The 22,783-nt window shown below is 69.9% G+C and carries 19 protein-coding genes; 13 read left to right on the top strand and 6 right to left on the bottom strand.

Going from position 1 to position 22,783, the window contains the following annotated elements:
- Positions 1–10: 10 nt before the first annotated feature.
- The gene (gene rph / locus OO71_RS08880) at positions 11–2,563 is read right to left on the bottom strand and encodes a rifamycin-inactivating phosphotransferase (protein WP_245633606.1); all 2,553 of its coding nucleotides are present in this window, start codon (positions 2,561–2,563) and stop codon (positions 11–13) included.
- 69 nt (positions 2,564–2,632) lie between these two features.
- Positions 2,633–3,439, bottom strand: a complete 807-nt coding sequence (locus OO71_RS47205; RefSeq protein ID WP_051791353.1) for a FadR/GntR family transcriptional regulator — start codon at positions 3,437–3,439, stop codon at positions 2,633–2,635.
- A 57-nt stretch (positions 3,440–3,496) separates the two neighbouring features.
- On the opposite strand from OO71_RS47205, the gene OO71_RS08870 reads away from it, so the two are divergent.
- The 4 genes from OO71_RS08870 to OO71_RS08855 are packed head-to-tail and all read left to right on the top strand — an operon-like array spanning position 3,497 to position 8,089.
- Positions 3,497–4,534 carry an LLM class flavin-dependent oxidoreductase gene (locus OO71_RS08870; protein ID WP_033289216.1) on the top strand — a complete coding sequence of 346 codons (1,038 nt, stop codon included), beginning with the start codon at positions 3,497–3,499 and terminating at the stop codon, positions 4,532–4,534.
- Positions 4,531–5,739, top strand: a complete 1,209-nt coding sequence (locus tag OO71_RS08865) for a peptidase dimerization domain-containing protein (protein WP_033289215.1) — start codon at positions 4,531–4,533, stop codon at positions 5,737–5,739. The genes OO71_RS08870 and OO71_RS08865 overlap by 4 nt, the downstream gene beginning before the upstream one ends.
- On the top strand, positions 5,736–7,052 hold the full coding sequence (locus tag OO71_RS08860; protein ID WP_033289214.1) for an MFS transporter: 1,317 nt from the start codon (positions 5,736–5,738) through the stop codon (positions 7,050–7,052). The genes OO71_RS08865 and OO71_RS08860 overlap by 4 nt, the downstream gene beginning before the upstream one ends.
- Entirely contained in the window at positions 7,049–8,089 is a 1,041-nt protein-coding gene (locus OO71_RS08855; RefSeq protein ID WP_033289213.1) for an LLM class flavin-dependent oxidoreductase, read from the top strand. The genes OO71_RS08860 and OO71_RS08855 overlap by 4 nt, the downstream gene beginning before the upstream one ends.
- Before the next feature lie 3 nt (positions 8,090–8,092).
- On the opposite strand, the gene OO71_RS08850 is transcribed toward OO71_RS08855, so the two are convergent.
- Positions 8,093–8,998 carry a LysR family transcriptional regulator gene (locus OO71_RS08850; protein WP_033289212.1) on the bottom strand — a complete coding sequence of 302 codons (906 nt, stop codon included), beginning with the start codon at positions 8,996–8,998 and terminating at the stop codon, positions 8,093–8,095.
- 1,202 nt (positions 8,999–10,200) lie between these two features.
- Between OO71_RS08850 and OO71_RS08840 the strand changes: the two genes are divergently transcribed.
- Both OO71_RS08840 and OO71_RS08835 read left to right on the top strand, forming a co-directional pair.
- Entirely contained in the window at positions 10,201–10,584 is a 384-nt protein-coding gene (locus OO71_RS08840; RefSeq protein ID WP_033289210.1) for a hypothetical protein, read from the top strand.
- A 134-nt stretch (positions 10,585–10,718) separates the two neighbouring features.
- Positions 10,719–11,798 carry a substrate-binding domain-containing protein gene (locus OO71_RS08835; protein ID WP_033289379.1) on the top strand — a complete coding sequence of 360 codons (1,080 nt, stop codon included), beginning with the start codon at positions 10,719–10,721 and terminating at the stop codon, positions 11,796–11,798.
- 236 nt (positions 11,799–12,034) lie between these two features.
- Here the strand turns inward: OO71_RS08835 and OO71_RS08830 are convergent, their stop codons facing one another.
- Both OO71_RS08830 and OO71_RS08825 read right to left on the bottom strand, forming a co-directional pair.
- The gene (locus OO71_RS08830) at positions 12,035–12,898 is read right to left on the bottom strand and encodes a sortase (RefSeq protein ID WP_033289378.1); all 864 of its coding nucleotides are present in this window, start codon (positions 12,896–12,898) and stop codon (positions 12,035–12,037) included.
- Positions 12,895–15,153, bottom strand: coding sequence for a hypothetical protein (locus OO71_RS08825; RefSeq protein WP_033289209.1), 2,259 nt, complete (start codon positions 15,151–15,153; stop codon positions 12,895–12,897). The genes OO71_RS08830 and OO71_RS08825 overlap by 4 nt, the downstream gene beginning before the upstream one ends.
- A 134-nt stretch (positions 15,154–15,287) precedes the next feature.
- On the opposite strand from OO71_RS08825, the gene pstC reads away from it, so the two are divergent.
- Genes pstC through OO71_RS08800 form a run of 5 tightly spaced genes read left to right on the top strand, consistent with a single transcriptional unit; the run spans position 15,288 to position 20,270 of the window.
- A complete protein-coding gene (gene pstC, locus OO71_RS08820) occupies positions 15,288–16,247 on the top strand; it encodes a phosphate ABC transporter permease subunit PstC (protein ID WP_033289208.1) in 960 nt (319 codons plus the stop codon).
- Positions 16,244–17,353 (top strand): phosphate ABC transporter permease PstA, encoded by a 1,110-nt coding sequence (pstA, locus tag OO71_RS08815; RefSeq protein WP_033289207.1) that lies wholly within the window; start codon positions 16,244–16,246, stop codon positions 17,351–17,353. The genes pstC and pstA overlap by 4 nt, the downstream gene beginning before the upstream one ends.
- Positions 17,350–18,177, top strand: coding sequence for a phosphate ABC transporter ATP-binding protein (locus OO71_RS08810; protein WP_033289206.1), 828 nt, complete (start codon positions 17,350–17,352; stop codon positions 18,175–18,177). Before pstA ends, OO71_RS08810 begins: the two co-directional genes overlap by 4 nt.
- A gap of 16 nt (positions 18,178–18,193) precedes the next feature.
- Positions 18,194–19,735, top strand: coding sequence for a substrate-binding domain-containing protein (locus OO71_RS08805; protein ID WP_033289205.1), 1,542 nt, complete (start codon positions 18,194–18,196; stop codon positions 19,733–19,735).
- Between the two features lie 31 nt (positions 19,736–19,766).
- Complete coding sequence (locus OO71_RS08800; RefSeq protein ID WP_033289204.1) at positions 19,767–20,270, top strand: VanZ family protein; 504 nt, start codon at positions 19,767–19,769, stop codon at positions 20,268–20,270.
- Here OO71_RS08800 and OO71_RS08795 read toward each other — a convergent pair.
- The gene (locus OO71_RS08795; RefSeq protein ID WP_033289203.1) at positions 20,267–20,629 is read right to left on the bottom strand and encodes a DUF488 domain-containing protein; all 363 of its coding nucleotides are present in this window, start codon (positions 20,627–20,629) and stop codon (positions 20,267–20,269) included. The two genes, OO71_RS08800 and OO71_RS08795, sit on opposite strands and share 4 nt — an antisense overlap.
- A gap of 62 nt (positions 20,630–20,691) precedes the next feature.
- Here OO71_RS08795 and OO71_RS52905 point away from each other — a divergent pair, with 62 nt between their 5' ends.
- Both OO71_RS52905 and OO71_RS08785 read left to right on the top strand, forming a co-directional pair.
- On the top strand, positions 20,692–21,552 hold the full coding sequence (locus tag OO71_RS52905) for a LysR family transcriptional regulator (protein ID WP_033289202.1): 861 nt from the start codon (positions 20,692–20,694) through the stop codon (positions 21,550–21,552).
- 65 nt (positions 21,553–21,617) lie between these two features.
- Complete coding sequence (locus tag OO71_RS08785) at positions 21,618–22,412, top strand: DUF5829 family protein (protein WP_245633605.1); 795 nt, start codon at positions 21,618–21,620, stop codon at positions 22,410–22,412.
- The last annotated feature ends 371 nt before the right edge of the window (positions 22,413–22,783 follow it).

Here is a 22,783-nt window from a genome sequence, read left to right as displayed (position 1 = left end):
CAAACAAGTGCTAGGTTGAGAGCAGTTCGACGTACCCCGCCGTCCCGTGCACCCGGATCCGCTGCCCGTCCCGGATCAGCCGGGTCGCCTGCGCCACGCCGACGACCGCGGGCAGGCCGTACTCGCGGGCGATCACCGCACCGTGGGTCATCTGGCCGCCGACCTCGGTCACCAGTCCCGCGATCCCGACGAACAACGGCGACCAGCTCGGGTCCGTGAAGGCGGTGACCAGGATGTCGCCCGCTTCGAGGTCGGCGTCGGCCAGGTCCAGCACGACCCGCGCCCGCCCCTCGACGGTCCCGGCCGACACCGCGACGCCGGTCAAGGCCCCGTCCGGCACGTCGGTCCGCCGGTACTCCCCGCTGACGCCCTCGCCGTCCGACGTGAGCACCCGCGGCGGGGTAAGCGCCTGGTACGCCCGGAAGTCCTCTTTGCGCTGGCGGATCAGCTCGCGGTCCACGCGGTTCTCCCCCACCGCGGCACGGAATTCCTCGAACGTCAGGTAAAAGACGTCCTCGGGCTCGCCCGGCACGAGCCGTGCGGCCTCGCGCAGCAACGCCTGCTTGTAGACGAAATAGCGGCTGATGATGCCGTACTTCGGGTACTCGCGGTACCCGATGAAGGTGCGGACCCGGTCGATCATCCGCTTGGTCTCGGCGGCTTTCTCCTCGCCGTCCGGCAGATTTCGCAAGCGCGACAGGATTTCCTCTTCTTTGCGCAGCGCCTTCTGCCGTCCCTCCTCGAAACGGCGCGCAGCTGCACCGGGTGCGAAGTTGCGGACGTTGTCCAGGATCACCGGCACGAGGGTGCTTGGCCGCTCCCGCCACCGCGGCCGGGTGATGTCGATCTCGCCGACGCAGCGCATGCCGTAGCGGTCGAGGTACGCCTCGATGGCATCACGCACCTCGGTGCCGCCGTCGAGTTTCGGCAGCTCGTCCAGGAAGCCGTCATCCGAGACGCCCTCCAGGTACGCCGCCACTTCCGGCCGCGCACGGACCACGTCCGCGACGTCGAGCAGCGCCAGCCCCATTTCCGACGTGACATTGCCGGGCGCGGACAACGTGAGCGTGTCGGCTGCATTGGTCTCGCCGAGCCACTCTTCGAGCCGGTCGTTGAGCCACCAGGTGGAGTCCATCCCGGCCATGATGGCCTGCATGCTGACCGGGTCGCCGAGCATTCGCTTGTGCTCCGCGAAGGCGTCCACGAGGAAGTCGAACAGTGCCGGTCCGTGGTGCGCGCGGATGTCTTTCTCCAGCGCCGCAATGGATTCCCGGCTGCGCTCGATCAGCCCGGCGACGATGGCCGGGTCGGTCTCGATCGGCGGCGGCGCGGCAGGCGCCGGGGCGGGCGCGGGATCCGGCCGCGAGGGTACGAAATCGGCTCGCTCCAGCACGGTCTCCAGCGCGTCCCGCATGAGCGGATCACCGCGGCCCATCACGTCCAGCAGCGCAGCGCGGCTGGTGGGCGCGGCGAGCCGCGGAGTGACGTCGACGAACAGCCGCCCGCCTGCCTCGTGCATCGGCACCATCGCGGTGTGCCGCCAGACCGACAGCCCCAGCGGCTTCATCGCATCGGTCATCATCTGCCCGTGGCCCACCGAGGCGTAGACGTGGTTCTCCTCGTCGGCAGCCTCGGGAATGGGGAACAACGTCGTGATCGGACGGGCCTGCACGATCTGGAATCCGTCGCCGTCCAGGCACCACTCGATGTCCTGCGGACGGCCGAAGTGCGCCTCGATCCGCCGCCCGAGCCGCACCAGCTCCACGACCTGCGCCTCGGTCAGCGCCGGTTCCGCCTGCTGCACCGGGTCGATCGGCACCTCCCGCGTGCCACCGGCGGCGACCGCTTCCACGGCACGCTCCTTGGCCGCGATCGTCTTGGCGACGATCACGCCGTTGCGCACCTTGAACACGTCCGGATTCACCAGGCCGGACACCAGCGCCTCGCCGAGCCCGAACCCCGCGTCCACCGTGGCGACCGTGCGGTTGCCGGTGACCGGGTCCGCCGTGAACAGAATCCCCGACGCGCGCGGAAACACCATCCGCTGCACGACGACAGCCATCTGGACGGCGCGATGGTCGATCCCGTTCCGCTGCCGGTAGATCACCGCGCGCTCGGTGAACAGCGACGCCCAGCACCGGCTGATGTCCCGCAGGATCGCCGCCGCGCCCACGACGTTCAGATACGTGTCCTGCTGACCGGCGAACGACGCCGTCGGCAGGTCCTCGGCCGTCGCACTGGACCGGACCGCGAACGGGACCTCGGCACCGGCCAGTGCACCGGTGATCGCGTCGGCGACCTCGCCGGGAAGGGCAATCCCTTCGACCGTCCGGCGAATCTCCGCACTGAGCGCGCGGATCGCGGCGCGGTCGTCGGGGTCCACGCGTGACAACTCGTCGAGCGGCACGGCCACCACCCGCCGGAATGCCTCGGTGGTAACGCAAAACCCGTCCGGCACGCGGATCCCGTCGATCCGCGCCAGCGCACCCAGCTGCGCACCCTTCCCCCCGACAGCCGCGACCTGTCCCTCGTCGATGTCACGCAGATCCACCACGTACTGCACGGCGCCCCCCATTTCCGCAGAGGCCGCCGATTCTGCCTCGCGCCCCGGCACCCGCGGCAGGCACCCCGGTCACGGATCGGTCGTGAAGCTGGCCAGCAGCACCGGGAAGTCCAGCATCGACCCGGGTTCCGCGCCGGATTCCTCCACCGCCGTCCGGAGTTCCCGGTACAGCCCGGCAATGTGCCGGGCCGCCGCGTTGCTGCTGACCCGGGGCTCGCGCGCGGTGATCCCGCTGATGATGTCGCGGTGGCCCGGCACGAAACGCTGGCTCGAACGCTCCACTTTGAGCGTTTCCAGCCGGAAGCCCGCCATCTGCGGCACGATCATCTGGTACATCGAGTACAGCTGCGTGTTGTGCGCGGCCCGGACGATCGAATCGTGGAACTCCTCGTCGGTGCGGGCGCGGTCGTGGACGTCGCCCTCCTTCACCGCCGTCTCGTGGTCGGCCGCCCGCGCCCGCATCTCGTCGAGATCCTCGGCGGTCGCCCGGACACAGGCCAGCGCGACCGCCGCGGTTTCGAGCCCGATGCGCAGCTCGAGGATCTCCGCGAGCGCCGGGCCGCTCACCGAGCTGAGCCCCACGAACTGGGCGGAATGCGGCTGGCTCATCGGCTCCGACACGAACGTGCCGCGTCCGCGCACGACCTGCAGCACCCCGAGGGTGTGCAGGGTCCGGATGGCCTCGCGCAGCGAGCCCCGGCCGACCTGCAGCTGGCGGGCGAGTTCGGGTTCGGCAGGCAGCTTGTCCCCCGGTTTCAGCGCCCCGGACCGGATCCGTTCGGTGATCACGTCGGTGATCACCTCCGTGACGGGACGCCGGGACAACGGCGCGTAGTCGGCGGCGCCCAGCGTGGCGGGCGGCTCGGTGCGGCTCATGGCGAATACTCTACCACCCCTTGTTAGATGTCGGACATCTTACTAAGCTCCCCCGGCATGACTTCCTCCGCAGTGCACGTGGGCGTCCGGTTTCCCCCGGCCGGGAACGTCGCCGAGGTGGCCGGCGAGGTCGCGAGAGCCGAGCGGTTCGGGTTCGACACCGCCTGGATCGCGGACTCGCAGCTGCTCTGGCGCGACGTCTGGGTCGCGATGGGCCTCGCCGCCGCCCGGACCGAGCGGATCACGCTGGCCTCGGCCGTGACGAACCTGGTCACCCGGCTGCCCAGCGTGGTCGCCTCGGCGGTCAACACCGTCGCCGAGCTCGCGCCGGGCCGGGTGTGGCTGGGGCTGGGCACCGGCGACAGCTCGGTGAAACCGATCGGGCTCTCCCCCAGCACCCGGGCGCAGCTGCGGACCGGGCTGACCGAGATCCGCCGCCTGCTCGACGGCGACCCGGTGCCCGCCGGAAACCGCGAGGTGTACCTGCAGGGCGCGGGCGGCCGCGTGCCCGTGCACATTGCTGCCTCGGGTCCGCGGATGGTCCGGATGGCGGGTGAGGTCGCCGACGGCGTGCTCACCCTGGCCGGGATTTCCCCGGAGACCGTGGCGAAAACGGTGGCCGCGGTGCGGGAAGGAGCGTCCGGCCGGGCCATGCCCGTGGTGACCGCAGGCGCGTTCTGCGCACTCACCGACGACGTCGAGCGCGACGCCCGGGTCCTCAAGCCGATCTGCTTGCACATGGCCACGATCGGGGCGCAGGACTTCCTGCGGCTGGCCGGAATCGAGCTCCCGCCACCGCCTCCGGTACCCGACGTGTACCCGGACATGGTGCACGCGGTCGACTGGGAGGACGCGATCACGCTTGCCTCGCGGTATGTCAGCGACGAGGCAGCGGTCCGCTTCGCGCAGACGTTCTGCTTGTTCGGCACCGCGGACGAGATCGTGGAGCAGGCCCAGCACGCGGTCGACGCCGGGGCGACCGGGTTTTACCTGCGCCACGTCGGCAACTACACGCTGCCGTCGGAGTTGATCACCGATTTCGGCGAGCAGGTGCTACCCCGGCTGCAGCGCCTCGTCCCCCGGGTGGCGGCATGACCGACGCTCTGGTGGAAGACCTGCGGGCGCTGGCCCGGGTGCCGTCGGCGGTGCCGCCGGGAGCCGACACGCTCCTCGCACCCGACCATCCGATCATCGCGAACTACCTGCAAGCCGTGCGTCCTCGCTTCGCCGAACTGGCCGCGCGGGTCCCGGGCGCCACTCCGGTCGACCTGCCGCTCGGGCAGTTCGGGATACGGATCTGCGGCCGCCGGCCGGGTCCGGTCCTGATGCTGATGGCGTACCTGCCGACCCAGCACCACAACGAAATGCGCGACCCGTGGTCGGGCGACCTGCGCGTACCACCCGGCGGGAGCGAGCCCGCGGTGTACGGGCAGGGCGTCACGCAGAACAAGGCACACCAGGCGGTGCTGCTGGAACTCCTTCGGCGACTCGGCGCCGAGGGCGGGATCGAAACCGGGACGCTGTGGCTGTGCCTCAACAGCGAGGGCCGCAGCAGCCACGGCTGTACCAACGCGATCCTCGACGCGCTGCCCACGCCGCCGGACTTGGTGGTCCAGCTGTTCTGCACCGACCTCGTCCTCACCACCGGCAATCGGGGCCGGGTCGACATCCACGTCGAGCTGGCCGGTGAGGCCACGCATTCGTCCTCGCCGCCAACGGCCGGGCGAGTGATCGACGCAGCCGCCGACGTGGTCGTCGCACTCCGCGAACTCGACCGCGAGGCGGCCCGGCACACTCATCCCGAACTGGGCGCCGAGCGGGTCGTGCCGTATCTGGTCCAGTACGAACCCCTTGCCCCGCACACCCTGCCGCACCACGCGCGCATCACCGTCGACCGCAGGCTCCTGCCAGGGACCACGCCAGAGGCCGCGACCACGGAGCTGGCCACCGGATTGTCGCGGCTGCTCGGCGAAAACCCCGGCGGCTGCGCGATGAACGTCCGCCAGGGGGTCGCGATGCTGCCGTACGAACTCGACGCCGCCGACCGGCCCGTGCTCGCCCCGCTGGAAGCCGTGATCCGCGAGCGTTTCGGCGAGGTCCGGCATGGCGTGTATCCGGGGACCTTCGACGCGGGCGGGCCCGCTGCCCGCGGAATTCCGGCCGTGATGTTCGGGGTGCCCGACTCCGGCGGGCTGCTCGGCGACGACTACCTCGCCCTCCCGGCACTGCGGGACGAGGCCGACATCGTGCACGACGCGGTCGTGCGCTACCTGGGTACGAAGGAGAGGCAACCACGATGACCACCACCCCTGTCCCCGAGCGGCATCCGGTCCGCGTCGTCTCGGCGAGCCTGCTGGGCACCGCGATCGAGTGGTACGAGTTCTTCACCTTCGGCACGGCCGCCGCGCTCGTGTTCCCCAAGGTGTTCTTCCCCGAGAACGACTCCCGGATCGGCACCCTGCTGTCCCTGTCCACCTTCGCCGTCGCGTTCCTCGCCCGCCCGATCGGCGGCGCGATCTTCGGGATGCTCGGCGACCGCTTCGGCCGCAAGCCGATCCTCATCGCGACGCTGGCGCTCATGGGGTGCTCGACGCTGGCGATCGGGCTGCTGCCGTCGCACGCCTCCATCGGGATGGCCGCGCCACTGCTGCTGGTGGTATTGCGCATCTTGCAAGGGCTGTCGCTCGGCGGCGAGTACGGCGGTGCCGTGCTGATGAGCGTGGAACACGCCCGGCCCGAGCGCCGCGGGCTGTTCGGCGCGCTGGTCAACACCGGCGCCGGATGGGGACTGCTGCTCGCGAACCTGGCGTTCCTCCCGGTGTCCGCAATGGACGAAAAGGCGTTTCTCGGGTGGGGCTGGCGGATTCCGTTCTGGCTGAGCGTCGTGCTGCTGATCGCGTGTCTCGTGGTCCGGCTGCGGATCACCGAAAGCCCCGAATTCGCCGCCGCGGCCGCCCGCGGACAGACGCGCCGCGCACCGCTGCGCGAGGTCGTCACCCGGCATTGGGCGCTGGTGGTGCTGATGATGCTGTCGTACGCGGGCGCCGGAGTCGTCTTCTACGTCGGTACCGTCTACGTGCTCAGCTACGGCACCAGCGCGTTGGGTATGTCGCGCAGCACGATGCTCACGCTGGTCCTGCTGATCAACGTGCTCACGATCATCGCCATCCCGGTGTTCGGCGCGCTGTCGGACAAGGTGAACCGCAAGAAGATCTTCATCGCCGGAGCCATCGGCATGGCGGTGCTGTCGCCGGTGTGGTTCCTGCTGCTGGACACGCGTTCGTTCGGCTGGATCATGCTCGGGTTCGTCCTGCTGTTCATCCCCTACTCCGCCAACTACGGCGTGATGCCGACGTACTTCGCCCAGATCTTCCCGCCGGCCATCCGGTACAGCGGACTGTCGCTCGGCTACACCCTCGGCACCGTCATCAGCAGCGCGATCGCCCCGCTGATCGCGACCGGCCTGATGTCCGCGACCGGCACCTGGGCGTGGATCGCGGTGTACATGAGCGTGGCCGCCGTGGTCTCGGCCGTGGCCGCCGTCCGGATGCACGAACAACCGGCCACCGTGGAAAACCCCCGCCGTCTCCGCGAAGGGACCGAAATCGGATGAACCCGCTGACGTTCGGCGCCCCGGTTTCCGTGCACCCGCAGGTCGATCCGCTCGACGATCTGCAGTGGGCCGACCGGCAGCCCGGGATCGAGGGCGCCTGGCTGATCGACCACCTGCAGGGCTGGTTCCCGCGGGGTACCGACGGCGGGGTCCTCGAAGATCCCCACCAGCTGCTCGACCCGCTGTCGCTGCTCGCCGCGGGTGCGGTGCGCACCGAGCGGGTGGCGCTCGGAGTCGCGGTGACCGACCCGCTCCGGCGCAGCAGTGTCGCGCTCGCGCAGGGGGCGAGCACGATCAGCTGGCTGGGACAGCGGCCGATGCGGCTCGGGGTCGGCGCCGGAGATCCCGGCCAGCTCCGGCCGTTCGGCCTGCATTCCGGCCGCGAACGCACCGGCCGCCTCGATTACGTGCGTCCCGCGCTGCGGCAGCTCGACGAACTCCGCACGGCCGACCCCTCGGCCACGGGGCTCGGGATCGCCGAGGTTTCCGGCTACGAGCTGTACGTCGCAGCGCACGGGCCGCGGATGCTGGAACTCGCCGCGACGCACGCCGACGGCTGGCTGCCGACCACGGTGTCCCCCAAGGTGTATCGCGAAAAGCTCGATCACCTACGCGCACACGCGGAGAGCATCGGCCGCGACCCGGGGACGATCCGGCCGACGCTCTTCACCTGGTCCGCGCTCGCCCCGACCGCTCGGGAAAGCCGGGCGCTGCTGGCACATCCTTCGGTCCGCGCGGTCGCGCTCTACCGCGGCCCGGCCGGGTTCGCCGCGCACGGCGCGAGCTACCCGCTCGAGCACAGCTACGTCCCGGACGAGGTCCCGCCGGACCAGGCGACCGGCTTGCTGGCCGCCATCCCGGACGCCGTGGTCGCGGACGCGGTGCTGCACGGGTCGCCCGAGGAAGTCCGCGAACAACTGCAGGAGTACCACGACGCGGGGTGCGAACACGTGATCTTCAACGACATCGGCCGGTTCACCGATCCCGAAGGCACGGAACGCTTCCGTACCGCGCTGATGGACCTGACCCGGTGGTGAGCCTCAGGTCATCGAAGCCGCTTCCACCTCCAGCGCCCGGACCATCGCGGCCGCCGCGGGGCCCGAACCCTCCCCCGTGACAGCCCACAGCGCATGTCTCGAGCCGCCGTTTTCGTCTCGCACCGGGATCCAGCGGACGCCACTCGGGAGGGCGCCTGCGGCGAAGCCCGGGACCATCGAGATGCCCAGCCCCGCCGCGACCAGGCCCAGCCGGGTCGGCCAGGTGCGGACCGCGAAGGCGATCTTCGCGTCCGCCAGGCCCGGCCAGGTCCCGAATTCCGGATGATCGCCGACCCGGACCCCGACGATCCACGGCTGCTCGGCCAGCTCCGCCGGCTCGACCCACGTGCGGCCCGCGAACGGATGCGCCTCCGCCACCGCCACGCCCAAGCCCCGGCCACTGCGGAGTTCCGTGCGGCGCAGGGCCGAGAAATCGTAGTCCGGGAGGCCGTCACCGGTGACCGCGACCGCGACCTCCAACCGGCCGCGGCGCAGGGCCTGCAGCTGGGCGGGGGTCGCGGATTCGGTGAGCTGGATCTGCAGGCCGGGGTGCGCCCGCAGCAACCGCGCGGACGCCCGCGGCAGCAGCACCGCCGACGCCGCGGGGAATCCGCCGACGGTCAGCCGTCCGGCGAGCCGGTCCCGCAGCCCGGCCAGCTCCTGCCCGGCGGCGCTGACACTCTCCAGCACCCGTCCGGCATGCCGGATCAGCACCTCCCCCGCCGTAGTCGGACGGATTCCGCGCGCATGCCGCTCGAAAAGTGCGGTTCCGGTGGCCCGTTCGCTCGCGGCAATCTGCCGCGAAACCGCCGACTGCGTGTACCCGAGCTGATGGGCCGCCGCACTGAACGATCCGGTACGGGCCACCTCGACGACGACCCGCAGGCCGGTGAGCGTCAGATCAGCCATTCCGGCCGCCCGAGCCGAGGCAGGCAGGGGTCACCGGAGCACCCCAGGAAAAGAACGACACATTCTTCGACACCGAGAACTTCACCTTCCACGGCCCGGACGGTTTCGAAACCGATTACGCCGGGCTCTCCGAATACTTCCGATCACTGCGGGCTGTATTCCCGGCTTCCGCATCCGCCGCGCGATCGGTGGCGGCCGACTGGCGCCGCGGGCACGCATCCCGGACGCCCGCATCGTGGACCTGATCAACCATCTTCCGGTCCGGCGACGGGCGGATCGCGGCAGACAGTCCGCACCGGCTACCGCAGCTTCGCGCGGCACCTTCCCGCCGAGGGCACCGCAACCCGGTCAGCGCGGGCGCGCCCGTCCACTGTGGACACTGTGGACACTGCGGACCCGGTGCACCACGCAGCCACCGTGGACCCTATGAACCACACAGCCACGGTCAGCGTTGCGTCCGCGATCGACGCTGCGGCCACAGTCGACGCTGCAGCCACGATGGACCCCGCGGCCACGGTCGATGCTTCGGCCACAGCCGACACCGCAGCCGCAGGCGACGCAGCAGCCACTGCGAACCACGCGGCCGTAGTCGGCCCCGCAGCCACAGTGGACACTGCGAACCCCGTGAACCACACAGCCACCGCGGACTCCGCGGCCGCAGCCGACGCTGCAGGCACCCCCGCCGCCGCGCACGCCCGAACCGCGGGAAACCGATCGCCGGGCAGCCGGATCGCGTGCGCCGGGATGTCCCCGCACCTCCCGGCTGCAACCGCTGCCCGCTCCGGAAAAACTGCCCGCACCGGCGGAAACCCTCCCCTGTATCACGGGAGTGAAGGTACCGCCCGCATCCCCGGCACCGGCGCTTTCCCGCCCCGAAGGACAGCGAGCGTGCCCCAATTCGCCGTGGCAGCACCGGAGACGGCGGAATCCGCCGTCGCTGCCCCGGTTCCGGCACGTGTTCCGCCGAATGGCCGAACAGTCGGTCCACGCAACTCGTCGCTCGTCGTGGCCGTCCGGATCGCCGCAGTGACGAACGCCCGTGTCCACTGTGGATTTTCGCCGGAACGCTGCCTGTTCACCCGGTGGCCGTCGCGGCTTAACCGCAGACGGTAACTTTCCGGCGGGGTGCGCACGATGTTTCGTCTGACCACGACGGCGTCCCGACCGGACCGCCGTCCGATCCGGACCCGAGGACGCCACCCATGACCAGCGCACGCAGCCGGACACCCCGGTTCCAGCTCATCGGCGGACCGGGGGACGCGACCAGGTGGCGGCTCCTCGGCACCAACAACGCCTCGCTCGGGCTGGGCACCGTCGACTACCGCAACGGCCGGGAGTGCGTCGCGGCAATCCAGTGGCTGTGCGCGAATCTCGCGCAGACGCGGATGGAACTCGTGCACGACCACGGCGTCGACTGGCGCTGGGTGCTGCGGGCCGGGGCCGGTCCGATCGCGGCGGCGAGCCACGCCTACGGCAGGCGGATCGAGGCGAAACGCGGGTACGAGCGGTTCGTGGTGGCCACCGGAAAAGCCGCGGAGCTCGCCGCGGACGGCCGGATCACCGACTGGCGCGCGAAATACCGCTGACGCGTTCGTCGGGCATTAACGTACGCGCCGTCGGGTGGGAACGCGGCCAACCGCCCCGCGTTTGCCGGGCCCCGCGAGGTTGGTCGAGACCACGGAACCCCGTGGTCTCGACCAGACAGAAAGAGTACAAACCGATGCGTGCTCGTACTGCCCGGTTCGCAGGCGTCACCGCCGTGGCCGCCGGCGTCTGCCTCTTCCTCCCCGGTGTCGCCAGCGCGGTGCCCGGCCCCAACGGCCTCGCCGAGGTCGTGACGGCCGTCGGGTCCGACACGATCGCGGACGTCACCACCGCGATCTTCGCCGCCGCCAACGGGTCCGCGGCGAACAGCGACCCCGACAACTACGTGAACGTCCCGCCGCTGCTGGCCGCCGGCCAGTCCTTCCCCGTCCCCGGCGACGCGCTCGACCCCGGTACCACCTACAACGGCACCAACCCGCCGCCGAACGGCTCGACCGCGGGCAAGACCGCGCTGGCCAACGCCGCCGCGGCGGGCAGCGCCTCGGTCGACCTGTCGCGCTCGTCGTCGGGCCGCTCCGCCTCCGACCCGGCGTCGTTCCAGTACTACGGCTTCGCCAAGGACGGCGTGTCGTGGGCCGCGTCGGCGACCGGCAAGGGCGCGGGCGTCACGCTGACGCTGGACCAGCTCCGCCGCATCTACAGCGGCGCCATCACCAACTGGAACGAGGTCGGCGGCGCCGACTCGCCGATCGCGGTGTACCTGCCGCAGGCCGGCTCGGGCACGCTCGCCTTCTTCACCGGCACCGTCCTCGGCTTCGACCCGACCACGAAGCCGGTCACCATCAAGCGGTTCCAGGAGAACGAGGCCAGCACGATCGCCGAGGGTGACCAGGCGTCGGCGATCGCGCCGTACTCGGTGGCCCAGTGGGTCGCGCAGGCGAACGGCGTGGTGACGGACAAGCGCGCCGGATTCTTCGAGGGCACCCTGACCGGAGCCGGCTCGGACGCCTCCCCGGTGTCCGGCAGCGCCCCGAACTACGCCCCGGCGTTCGCCGACGGCTTCCTCGGCGCCCGCACGGTCTACTACGTCCTGGACACCCGCTCGCCGTCCTACGAGGCAGCCCTCAACGCGGTCGGCTTCGACGCATCGGGCCCGAGCCCGCTCTGCAACGGCAGCCTCGCCGGCACACTGAGCAAGTACGGCTTCAAGCCGCTGGCCGCCAACGCCAACGGCGTCACCTGCACCCTCTCCTGACCCTTCCATGACGAAACGGCCCGGCCGGTGGCCGGGCCGTTTCCGTGTCAGCCGCTCAAGCCCAAGAGGCAGCAACCGCGAATCCACCCAGCCCCAGCCGGATCACCGGTACAGCCACCCTGCTCCTCAGCGCGACCATTCAGCAGCGTCGGCCGAAACGACCAACCCCCAACAACCGCTGCCACGCACGAAAACGGCCCGACCACTGCGGCCGGGCCGTTTCCGTATTCAGCCACTCAAGCCCAAGCAGGCAACAACCGCCACACCGCCGACGCTGCCAGCACGGCCAACGCCAGCAACGCCGGAGTCGTCAGCACATACGTCGACACCGAACGCCACCGCCGGTACAGCACCGTCGCCCCCGCCGCCACCACCGCGAACCCACCCAGCGCCAACGCCAACCGCGCCCAACCCGCCGGATCACCGCTACGGCCATCCTGCGCATCAGCCCGGCCATTCTGCGGCGTAGGCCGGAACGGCTTGCCGTCAAGCACCGCCGTCACCACCGTCGCATGAGACGCCGCACCTGGCCACCACGAAGCCGACGTCACGAGCGTCAGCCGGTCGTTCTCCGTACGCCCGTAGTCCCGGTCCTCGTCCAAGTCGCGGGTTGCCGTGTCGGTCACCGTGTACACCGACTTCCCCTGCGTAGTCGCGACCACCAGCTTGTCCCCCCGCGCCAGCTCGCCCAGCCGCGCGAACGGGGCGCCGTACCCGGAGTACCGCCCGGCCACCGCCGAGTTACCCGGCTGACCAGGTCCCGACGTACCCGGCACGTGCCCCGGCCCGGACACCGTCTCGCCCGGCGCAACGCCCTCCAGCACGACCTGCTGCGCATGCAGCTTGGGGATTTCCAGGACCGCCACCGGCGAACCGAGCTCCGGCGGCTTCGTCACCGGCGCGGCCCCGAGCAACGTCCGGGCCGCGCCCTGTGCCTGCGCCATCCGGTCCTCCAGCACGTCCAGCGCGGCCCGCTGGTCGTTGTTCGCCAGCATCGGCCCGAGCGCGTACGCGACGATCCCGAAGCACACCACCGTCGTCACCAGCCAGCCGCCTACCGCCCAGGCTGTCCACTTGGGAGCGACACGCACCGTAGTCATGCCCGACGCCACCACACGAGCCGGTTCACCCACGACGGCACCGGTTTCCCCGCGGTGAGATAGCCGGTCGCCGGCGGCAGGAACACCAGCAATACCAACGCCAGCAACGGGATCAGCGCCCCGAGCACCCCCGCCCCCGGGAAGAGCGGAATCTGTACCCCCGCCGCCACCGTCCGCGCTTCCTGGACACTCGCGGAAGTCGGAGTCTTCAACGCCAGCGCCGCCGTCTCCGGCGCACCCAAAGCGGGCGCCCCCGACCCCGGTGCCGGACCGCCGAATCCACCGCTCAACGGCCCACCGTCGACGCCACCACCGGGTCCACCCGTTGCCGCGCCGGGGTTTTGCGCCTCCTTCTGCTGCTGACAAGACGCCGCCGCCGTGCCGGTCCCCACCTTCGCCGCGGCAGCCTGCGCGGCCGACAGCAGATCCGGCGGCAACGGGACCAGACCGGGTCCCATCCCGCCCTGCCCGCCGTTGGTCGCTGCTTTGAGGAACGTCGTCAGCTGCGCCTGTTTCGCCGTTTCCGGTGCACACGAAGCGTTGACCAGCGGGTTCACCGGCGCCGCAATCGATTCGACATACGTCAGCGGGTACGCCTCCGGATCGTCGCCCCCGGCGATCTGCAGCGAACCGTCCGCACCCGGCCGCGCGTGCGCAGCCGCGGCCTGCAGCGACTTCGGCGTCGGCGCGACGTACCCGCCCTTGCCGTTCGGCAGCGCGATCGGGGTCCAGTTGTTCTCCGCGGCCGTGGCCAGATCGGTGACCACCCAGTTCAGGCAGCCGTGCACACATTCCGTGCCGGTACCGAGCGTGATGTTGCTGACCTGCTTGCGCACGTTCACCCGGCCGGTCTTCGCATCGACGTTGTGCACGCCGCCGTCGCCCAGGTTGAGCGCGTTGAGGTCGGTCACCAAGCCGACCGGACCGCCGCTGCCCTGCACCGGCTTCCCCTTGCCGTCCCGGAAATTCCCGTACGTCCACGCGGGCAGCCCCTTCAACCGGCTGCTCAGGACCAGCGGCACGGTGCTCGCGCCGGTTTCCCCGGTGACGCCGTAGAACAGGTTGTCGCCGGACCGTCCGGCCCGCGTGTCGGGCGCCAGCACCGGGCTGTCCGGCCCGTCGATCGCGGCGAGCGCGGGGTTGCGTTTCACCAGCGGCGACCCGGTCACGAAGATGCCGCCGCGGCCGGTGCTGCCCGGCTGCTCGCCGCCCTTGCTCAGCATGCCCGCCACGTCGTCCCAGCTGAACTGCAGGTGGTCGGACAGCCGCGACACGAGCGCGGCGCCCGCGTCGGTGCGGTCGATCGGGGTCCAGCCCACCGCGGCGATCACCGTCGCGTTGAGTGCCACCGGAACGTAGCTGCGGTCCCGGACCCGCTGGGCGGCCAGCGCTCCCCCGAACCCGGTGATCACGACATCGGACTGCCCCTTGTCGAACGACGTCAGCCCGACGTCCTCGGTCTCGGCCACCAGGTTCGCCGGTTGCACAGCCTTCGTCGGCGCGCACAGCATCTGGTTCCACGCCACCGAAGTCCGGCCGAACCGCTCGGGCATGCTCGCGGTGAGCGTGCTCGCCCCGATCCCACCGCAGCCCTGGATCTTGAGCCCGGGCGCGGAAGCCTGGAAGGTCACCGAACTGTCGAACACGACCGTCCGAGGAGTGGTCGCGCCGGTGATCCGCACCATCATCGTGCACGGATGGTTTTCGTCGCAGCTGAACGAGTACTTCTTCTTGTCCGGGTTGGCCGGCCACGGGAACGTCGCGGACGGCTGGAGCTGGGTGTACTCCGGGTCGAAGGCAATCAGTTTCGGGGTGCTGGCCCCGCGCGGCACGTAGGTGTCGAACACGACGTCCTGGGTGGTCGCGCTGCGCCCCCGGTCCGCGCTCGGGGTCACGAACGGCGAGCCGGACAGCTCGTCGTTGAAACTGCCGCAGTACGCGGTGACCCGGTTGTCCATCGAATGGTTCGGCAGCCACGCGCGTTTGCCGGTGGCCGGGTCGAGCTGGTTGGACAGCAGTGCGTCGCGCAGTTGCGCGGGGCACACGAAGATGTTCGCGGTGGACCCGGCGGGCAGGCCGGAGATCGTGATGCGCAGCGGGTCGCCGTCCTGGGCATGTGCGAGGTCGGTGCCGGTCGCCTGCACGGTGTAGCTGAGGGTGCCGGTCTGCGCGGACGCCGACGGCACCACGGCAAGGCCGAGCACCGCGAGCACCCCGGCCGCGAACACGAGTACCACGCGTCTCAAGCGGTTCATGGTCTCAACCTCTCCACCCTCGCCTGTCCCGTCAACAAAAGGGAACAGAACGCGGGTGGCGATTCACGTACGCGCCGTCGGGCCTTCGCTGTCAGGTCAACTTTCCCGGCGCCCGGCTCGGAATACTCGCTGCCGTGACTGCTGCTCCGCCAGGCCCGCTGACCATCGCCGACCTCCCGTCCCGCGCCGACCGCCTGTTCTCCCGCGTGACGAGCGGAGCCGGGCTCTCGGTGCTCGCCCTGCTGATCGTGATCGGGTTCTTCCTGATCTACCGCTCGGTGCCGGCCTTCGAAGCGAGTGGCTTCGGGTTCTTCAGCACCATCGGGTTCGACGCGGCGTCCGGGCAGCTCGGCGTGCTCGGCCTGCTTTACGGCACGGTGGTCGTCGCGCTGATCGCCGTGGCGTTCGCGGTTCCGCTTTCGGTGCTGGCCGCGCTCTTCATCAGCGACTACGCGAGCCCGCGCACCCGCGGTTTCCTCACCGGACTGGTCGACCTGCTCGCCGCCATTCCCAGCCTGCTGTACGGCCTGTGGGGCTTCAGCTTCCTGCGCCCGTTCATCACGCCGCTGTCGGAATGGATGACGACCAACCTCGGCTGGTTCCCGCTGTTCGCCACGAAACCGGGCGCGGTGCTGTTCAACTCGATGTTCGTCGCGGGGCTCGTCGTGTCGCTGATGGTCATCCCGATCACGACGTCGGTGATCCGCGAGGTTTTCACGCAAACTCCGCCGGGCGAAAAGGAAGCCGCGCTCGCCCTCGGCAGCACGCGGTGGGGCATGGTCCGCACCGTCGTGCTGCCGTTCGGCCGCGGCGGGATCATCGGCGGCTCGATGCTCGGCCTCGGCCGCGCCCTCGGCGAGACCATCGCGGTTTCGCTTCTGCTGCCCCAGGTTCCGCAGCTGACCACGCATCTGCTCGAGTTCGGCGGCGCGACGATCTCCGGGTTCATCGCCAACAACGCCGGGATGTCCGGGCTCGGGCTGAACGGGCTGATGGCCGCCGGGCTGGTGCTCTTCGCCTTCACCCTCGCGACGAACTTCACCGCGTCGGTGATCATCTCCCGCAGCCGCTCCGGAGCGGGGGTCGACGCGTGACCGCCACCGTCGAAGAGCCAGCCGTCGAGGAAGCCCGGCCGATCCCGGTCCGCCGCCGCACCTCCGCGACCACCCCGCAGGACCGCCTGGTCGCCCTCGGCTGCGCCGCGTCGGCCACCTTGCTGACCTGGTTCGTGATGCACCAGCTGCTGACGTCACCGGGCTGGCTCGCCGACCTCGTCGTCGCCTACCTGCTGTATCTCGGCATGCTCTACCTCGTCACCCGCGACCGCGTCGGCAAGCTCGCCGCAACCGACCGGCTGGTGTCCGCGATCGTGGTCAGCGGCGCGGCCGGGCTGCTGGTCCCGCTGCTGTTCCTGCTCGGCTACATCGTCACCAAAGGGGTCCCGAGCCTGCGCCTGGCGTTCTTCGGCCACGACATGTCCGCGGTCGCGCCCACCGATCCGGCGACCGCGACCGGTGGCCTCCACGCGATCGTCGGCACGCTGGAACAGACCGCACTCGCGCTCGTCTTCGTGGTCCCGCTCGGCGTGCTCACCGCGGTGTTCCTCAACGAAACCAGGTCACGCTTCCGCCGTCCGGTGCGGATTTTCGTCGACGCGATGAGCGGCCTGCCCTCAGTGGTCGCCGGTCTGTTCGTGTACGCGGCGCTGATCCTGCCGCCGGTACAGTCCGGCTTCTCGGGTTTCATGGCGACGCTCGCGCTCACGATGATCATGCTCCCCACGGTCACCCGCACCGTCGACGTCGTGCTCCGCCTGGTCCCCGACGGTCTCCGTGAGGCGTCGCTGGCCCTCGGCGCCAGCCGCGCCCGCACGGTGTGGTCGGTGGTGCTGCCGACCGCCCGGACCGGCGTGAGTACCGCGATCATCCTCGGCATCGCGCGGGTGGTCGGCGAAACCGCGCCACTGCTGTTCACGTCTTTCGGCTCGCTGTCGATGAACTACAACCCGTTCGGCGATCCGCAGGAAAGCCTGCCCCGCTTCGTCTACCGCTACATCAAGGAACCGCTCGCCTCGGCGCAGGAACGCGGGTACATCGGCGCGCTGGTGCTGATCCTGCTCATCTTCGCGCTCTTCGCCCTGACCCGGCTGATCGGCCGCAAACGCTGGTCGCGCCGCCCGAAACCCAGGAGTACCCGGTGACCGAAACACTCGAAGCACGCGAACCCGTCCGGGTGCTCGGCGGCCCGCCGCCGGGTGCGGCCGCGCTGGAGGCCCGCGGGGTGCATGCTTGGTTCGGCGACCGGCTGGTACTGGAAGACGTCACCCTCGCGATGCCCGCCAACGAGGTCACCGCGCTGATCGGCCCGTCCGGCTGCGGCAAGTCGACCTTCCTGCGCATCCTCAACCGGATGCACGAGCTGGTCGCGTCCGCGAGCCTCGCCGGTGAGGTGCTGCTGGACGGGGACGACATCTACGCCGAGGGCACCCGCGCGCAGCAGGCCCGGCTGCGGATCGGGATGGTGTTCCAGAAACCCAACCCGTTCCCGGCGATGTCCATCCGCGACAACGTGCTCGCCGGGCTCAAGCTCGCCGGGGTCCGCTGCGCCGACAAGGACGCGCTGGTCGAGCAAAGCCTCGAACGCGCCGGTTTGTGGCGGGAAGTGCGCGACCGGCTGCACTCGCCCGGCGGCGCGCTGTCCGGCGGCCAGCAGCAGCGGCTCTGCATCGCACGATCCCTTGCGGTGCAACCGAATGTACTCCTCATGGACGAGCCGTGCTCGGCACTGGACCCGACGTCCACGCGCCGGATCGAGCAGACGATCGTGGAGATCTCCGACGAGGTCACCGTCGTGATCGTCACGCACAACATGCAGCAGGCACAACGGGTTTCGCACCACTGCGCGTTCTTCCTCGCCGGGGAGAACGAACCGGGCCGGATCGTCGAGCACGGGACGACCGAGCAGATCTTCGGCGATCCCGTCGACAGCCGCACCCACGACTACGTCCACGGCCGTTTCGGCTGACCGGGGGAACTTCCTGATGTACCGCACGCTGACCTGCGTGGTCCTGCTCCTGGCCGCCCAGGCCCTGTTCGCCGCGCCGGCGGACGCATTCACCCAGGTGAACGGGTCCGGGTCCACCTACGTCGGGCTCGCGATGAGCGACTGGCAGAACGGCGCGAACTCGCGCGGAATCCCGGTCAACTACAGCGCTCTCGGTTCGCCGGCCGGGGTGAACCAGTACGGCGACCGGACGGTCGACTTCGCCGGTACCGAGGCCGAGGTCAGCTCGCTGCAGGCCGCGGGCGGCGGCGGGCTCAGCGCGAACCAGCGCGGGTACCAGTACGTGCCGGACGTCGCGGGTGCGGTCGCGGTGATGTACAACGTCACCGACGCCGCCGGCCGCCGCGTCGATTCCCTGCACCTCAAGCGGGACACCATCGCGCGCATCTTCGCGCGTGAGATCACCCGCTGGAACGATCCGGCGATCACCGCCACCAACGGCGGGTTCGCCTTGCCGGACCAGCCGATCACGCTCATCGGGCGCAGCGGCCAGTCCGGTACCACGGCGTTGTTCTACGACTTCGTGGCGCACGTCGCGCCCGGCCCGTACGGCGCGTTCGTGGGCCGCAACGCCGACAAGGGGGTCGGCCCGCTGCCGTCGGGGGTACGGCCGATCCAGCTGCCGACCACCGGTCCGGACGCCGATTTCTACCGCCTGTTCGCCGATTCCGACCAGATCGCGCAAACGCTCGCCAACGGCAGCGTCCCGTTTTCCATCGGGTACGACGAATTCGGGTATGCCAAGAAGTACAACGCACCCACGGCATGGGTGGAAAACCAAGCAGGTAAATACACTCTGCCGTATGCGGCCAACATCGCGGCCGCGCTCACGAAAGCGAATCTGCGGCCGGACCTGAGCCAGGAACTGTCCGGCGTGTACTCCAATCCGGACCCGCTCACGTACCCGGTCTCGGCGTACTCGTACCTGATGACCCCCTGCGCGTCCGGCCGCGACACCTGTAAAGGCGGCTATCCTGACGGCGCCAAAACGGAGACGATGGCCGCGTTCATCGAACACGTCGCGTGCGATGGCCAGATCAACATGGCACGCGTCGGTTATTCCCCGCTGCCGCCGAACCTTTCCCAGGAAATGATGAACGCGAACGCGCGGCTCACCGGGAAACCGGCCAAGCAGCTGAATGCCGGGAACTGCGGCAACCCGACGTTCAGCGGCAGCCTCGGCGCGGGTGCGGCGGCGCCGCAGGACCCGTTCGTCGCGATGGGCGGGGTCGACGCGCTGACCCACGGCGGCACCGGTGGTGGTCCGAAGGCAGGCACGGACGGGCCGAAAACGTCGAACAGCGCGCAGGCTTCGACGGGTCCCGATGCGTCGTCGACCTCGGCGGATGCTTCGGAGGCCAACGGCGGGTCGCGCGATTGGCGCAATGCCGAACCTGCGGCGTACGAAGGCAGTGGCTTCGGTGGTTTCGGCGCCTGGGCGGCTTTGGTGCTGTTCGCGGCGATCTGCGTGCCGCTGCTGGTCCGCGGCATCGTCCGGCGGTTGCGGCGAACCGGATAAACTCGGGCGCACCAACCGCCGAGGAGCACAGATGCGGGTGTTCGGCGCGCACGTCCCGATGTCCGGGTGGACCCTCTTCGCTCTCGGCGCCGGTGTCCTCGTGAGCCTGCTCGTGGCCCGCCCGCTCGCCCGCCGCACCGGACGCCCGGCCGGGCTCGTGCTCACCACGCTCTTGCTGGCGTGCGCGACCCTGTCGCTCACCCTCACCCCGGACGGCCCCGAAGCCCCCGGCGGGCTGCGCGCCTGCCTGCCGGACACGTTCTCCGACCTGCTGCACACGGCATTCCACACCGGCGGCGGCCTCGCGGGCAACGCGCTCAACCTGCTCCTGCTGTTCCCGCTCACCACCGCCATCACCGTGACGACCCGGCGAATCGTCGCGTCGGCAGTGGTCGCGCTCGTGCTGGCGCCGGTGATCGAGGCCGTGCAGTCACAGCTGCCGGGGCGGATGTGCAGCGTGTCGGACCTGATCACCAACACGCTCGGCGCACTCGCCGGAGTGCTGGTGGGATACCTGGTCCTCCGGCGGCGTTAGCTGCCGCGCAGCAGGTCGGCCAGCACGGCCGCCTCGCTGATGTCACTGCGTTTCGTCGCCGTGAGCAGGCAGAGCGGACCTTCCGCGGCGAACGCCCGCAACCCGGCGAGGGCTTCCGCGCGGTCGGTGTCCTCGAGTTCCTTCCGGTAACGGCGAGCGAACTCCTCGTAGCGGTCCGGGTCGTGCGCGTACCACTTGCGCAGTTCGGTGGACGGCGAGACCTGCTTGTACCAGTCGTCGAGGTGCGCGCGGTCTTTGCTGAGCCCACGCGGCCACAGCCGGTCCACCAGCACGCGCCTCCCGTCGTCCGGCTCCGGTGGGTCGTAGACCCGGCGTACTTGGACCCGCGGTGCACTCATGTCTCCACCCTGCGCGGTCCGGTGCGCCGGTGCAAACGCGGCCTGAGGTATAACTCGAAGGTATGGAGCTGCGTCAGTTGCGGTACTTCACGGCCGTGTTCAGCGAGGGGTCGATCAGCCGGGCCGCGGGGTCGCTGCTGATCTCTCAGCCTGCGCTGACCAGGCAGATCCACGTGCTGGAACGGGAGGTCGGGACGGCGCTGTTCGAGCGGGTACCCAGCGGTGTCCAGGCGACCGCGGCGGGCCGGGCGTTGTATGAGCATGCCCGGCAGTTATTACGGCTCGCCGACGCGACCCGGGAGGCGGCGCGGTCGGCTGCTCCGGTGAAGGAGCAGGTGGAGATCGCGTTGCCGCCGGGGATTCCGCAGGACTGGCTGCTGGGGGTGGTGCGTTCGATTCGGCGGCGGGTTCCGGATGCGGCGTTGTCGCTGCTGGACGCCAACAGTACGGAGCAGCTGCGGATGCTCGGGGAAGGCAGCATCGACATCGGGCTGATCCATCAGGATCCGCCGTCGACGGTGCATGGGCGGTTGTTGTTCGAGCACCCGTTCGGGGTTGCGGTCCGGCCTGGGCATTCGTTGTCCGGTCGTGCTCGGTGCCCGCTGCGCGATCTCGACGACGTGCGGGTGCTGGCCCATGCGCGCGATCAGGTTCCGGCCGGGCATGATCGGATGATCACTGCCGCGCATGACCTCGGGGTCGCGCCGCAGTGGCGGTTTGCGCGGTTCAGTGAGAATGCGGTGGCTTGTGCGGAGGCCGTGGATGCTGATGCGGTGCTGTTGAGCCGGGCCAGTGCGGAGCGGTTGCTGCCGGGGTGGGAGTGGAGTGAGCTGGTGGAGCCGAGTGTGCCGTTGCGGACGTGGGCGGTGCGGCAGATGCAGACCCGCCGGATCGTCGCCACTGTGATGGCGGCACTGGTCTAGTCCGTTGCGGTTCACTTCGGCGAAAACGCCACCGCCGTCGTCGGGTGGCTTTACTGTCTCGCGACATGTCGATATTACGAAGAACGATCTTGGTGCTGGCGCTGGTTTTCCTGACTGCCGGGACCGGGTCGGCGCAGGCCAGTCCGTCGGTGTTGCTGCATTACAACCATTCCTACGGGGTTCTCGACCGGGAAACTGCTGACGCGATCGAGCATTCGGGGTATCTCCGGGAGTTTGCCAACTTTCAGGTCCGGACCACTACGGGTGCCGGCGGGGAGAAGTGGACCGGGCGGTATCTGATGGGGCGGGAGACCTATCTGGAGCTGTTCGGGGTCGGTGATGTGCCGGGGAAGGACGGGAATCTCGGTTCGGCGGGCCTGGGAGTCTCGCCTGAACAGGCCGGGCAGTTGCGTACGGTGATCGGGCGGTTGACTGATCCGGTGGAGTTCCAGCAGACGCGGGATTTCGGTGATGGAGTGCCGGTGCCGTGGTTCGATGCCGTTTTCACCACTGATCAGTACGATACGTTCGGGGCTTGGGGGATGGAGTATCGGGCGGAATACTTTGCCGATCCGCGGAGTAATACCGGTCCGGCTCGTTATCCCGGGGATGTGAGCCGGGATCGGTATCTGCCTGATGGTTATCGGGATCATCTGATGCGTGACGTCAGTGGGATTCGCTTGGGGGTCACCGCGCGGGACTTGGCCAATACGGTTCCGTTGTTGAAGGCCGGGGGGATGGTGGTGCGGGAGTTTCCCGGTGGTGCGGTGGCCGGTGATGGGATGACTTCGATCCGGTTCGACGTTGTGCCGGTGGATCGGGTGGGATTGCGTAGGGGCACCCCGAAGCCGGAATTGTGACTACGGTCTGAGGGGCTTGTCAAGGCGGGAAAGATGCCTTGACAAGCCCCTCAGACCGTGTTTTGGCTTCGTATCGGGGTGCAGGGCCGGGTCTGGCTGCCCGGGTCCGGGTGGGTGCCTCGGCTGCGGTGGGGGTGAAGTCCGTGAAGGGAACCATGAGGGAATTGGATTCCGTGAAGGTTCCCTTCACGGACTTGGGTCTTCGGGGGGTGAGTGCAGGGCGGCCAGTTCCGTGCGCGAGCGGATGCCCAGCTTCGAGTAGATTCGGGTTAAGAGGTCCTAACAGATTGAGTATTTCTTGAGTCTGCGCCAACAGATGATGCTGCAGGCGATGCTGAGGAAGGCTTCATGGATGTCATCGCGGATCTCCC

This window comes from Amycolatopsis jejuensis (assembly GCF_000717335.1).
Classification (GTDB): domain Bacteria; phylum Actinomycetota; class Actinomycetes; order Mycobacteriales; family Pseudonocardiaceae; genus Amycolatopsis; species Amycolatopsis jejuensis.
This window is presented reverse-complemented; position numbering and strand designations above follow the sequence as displayed.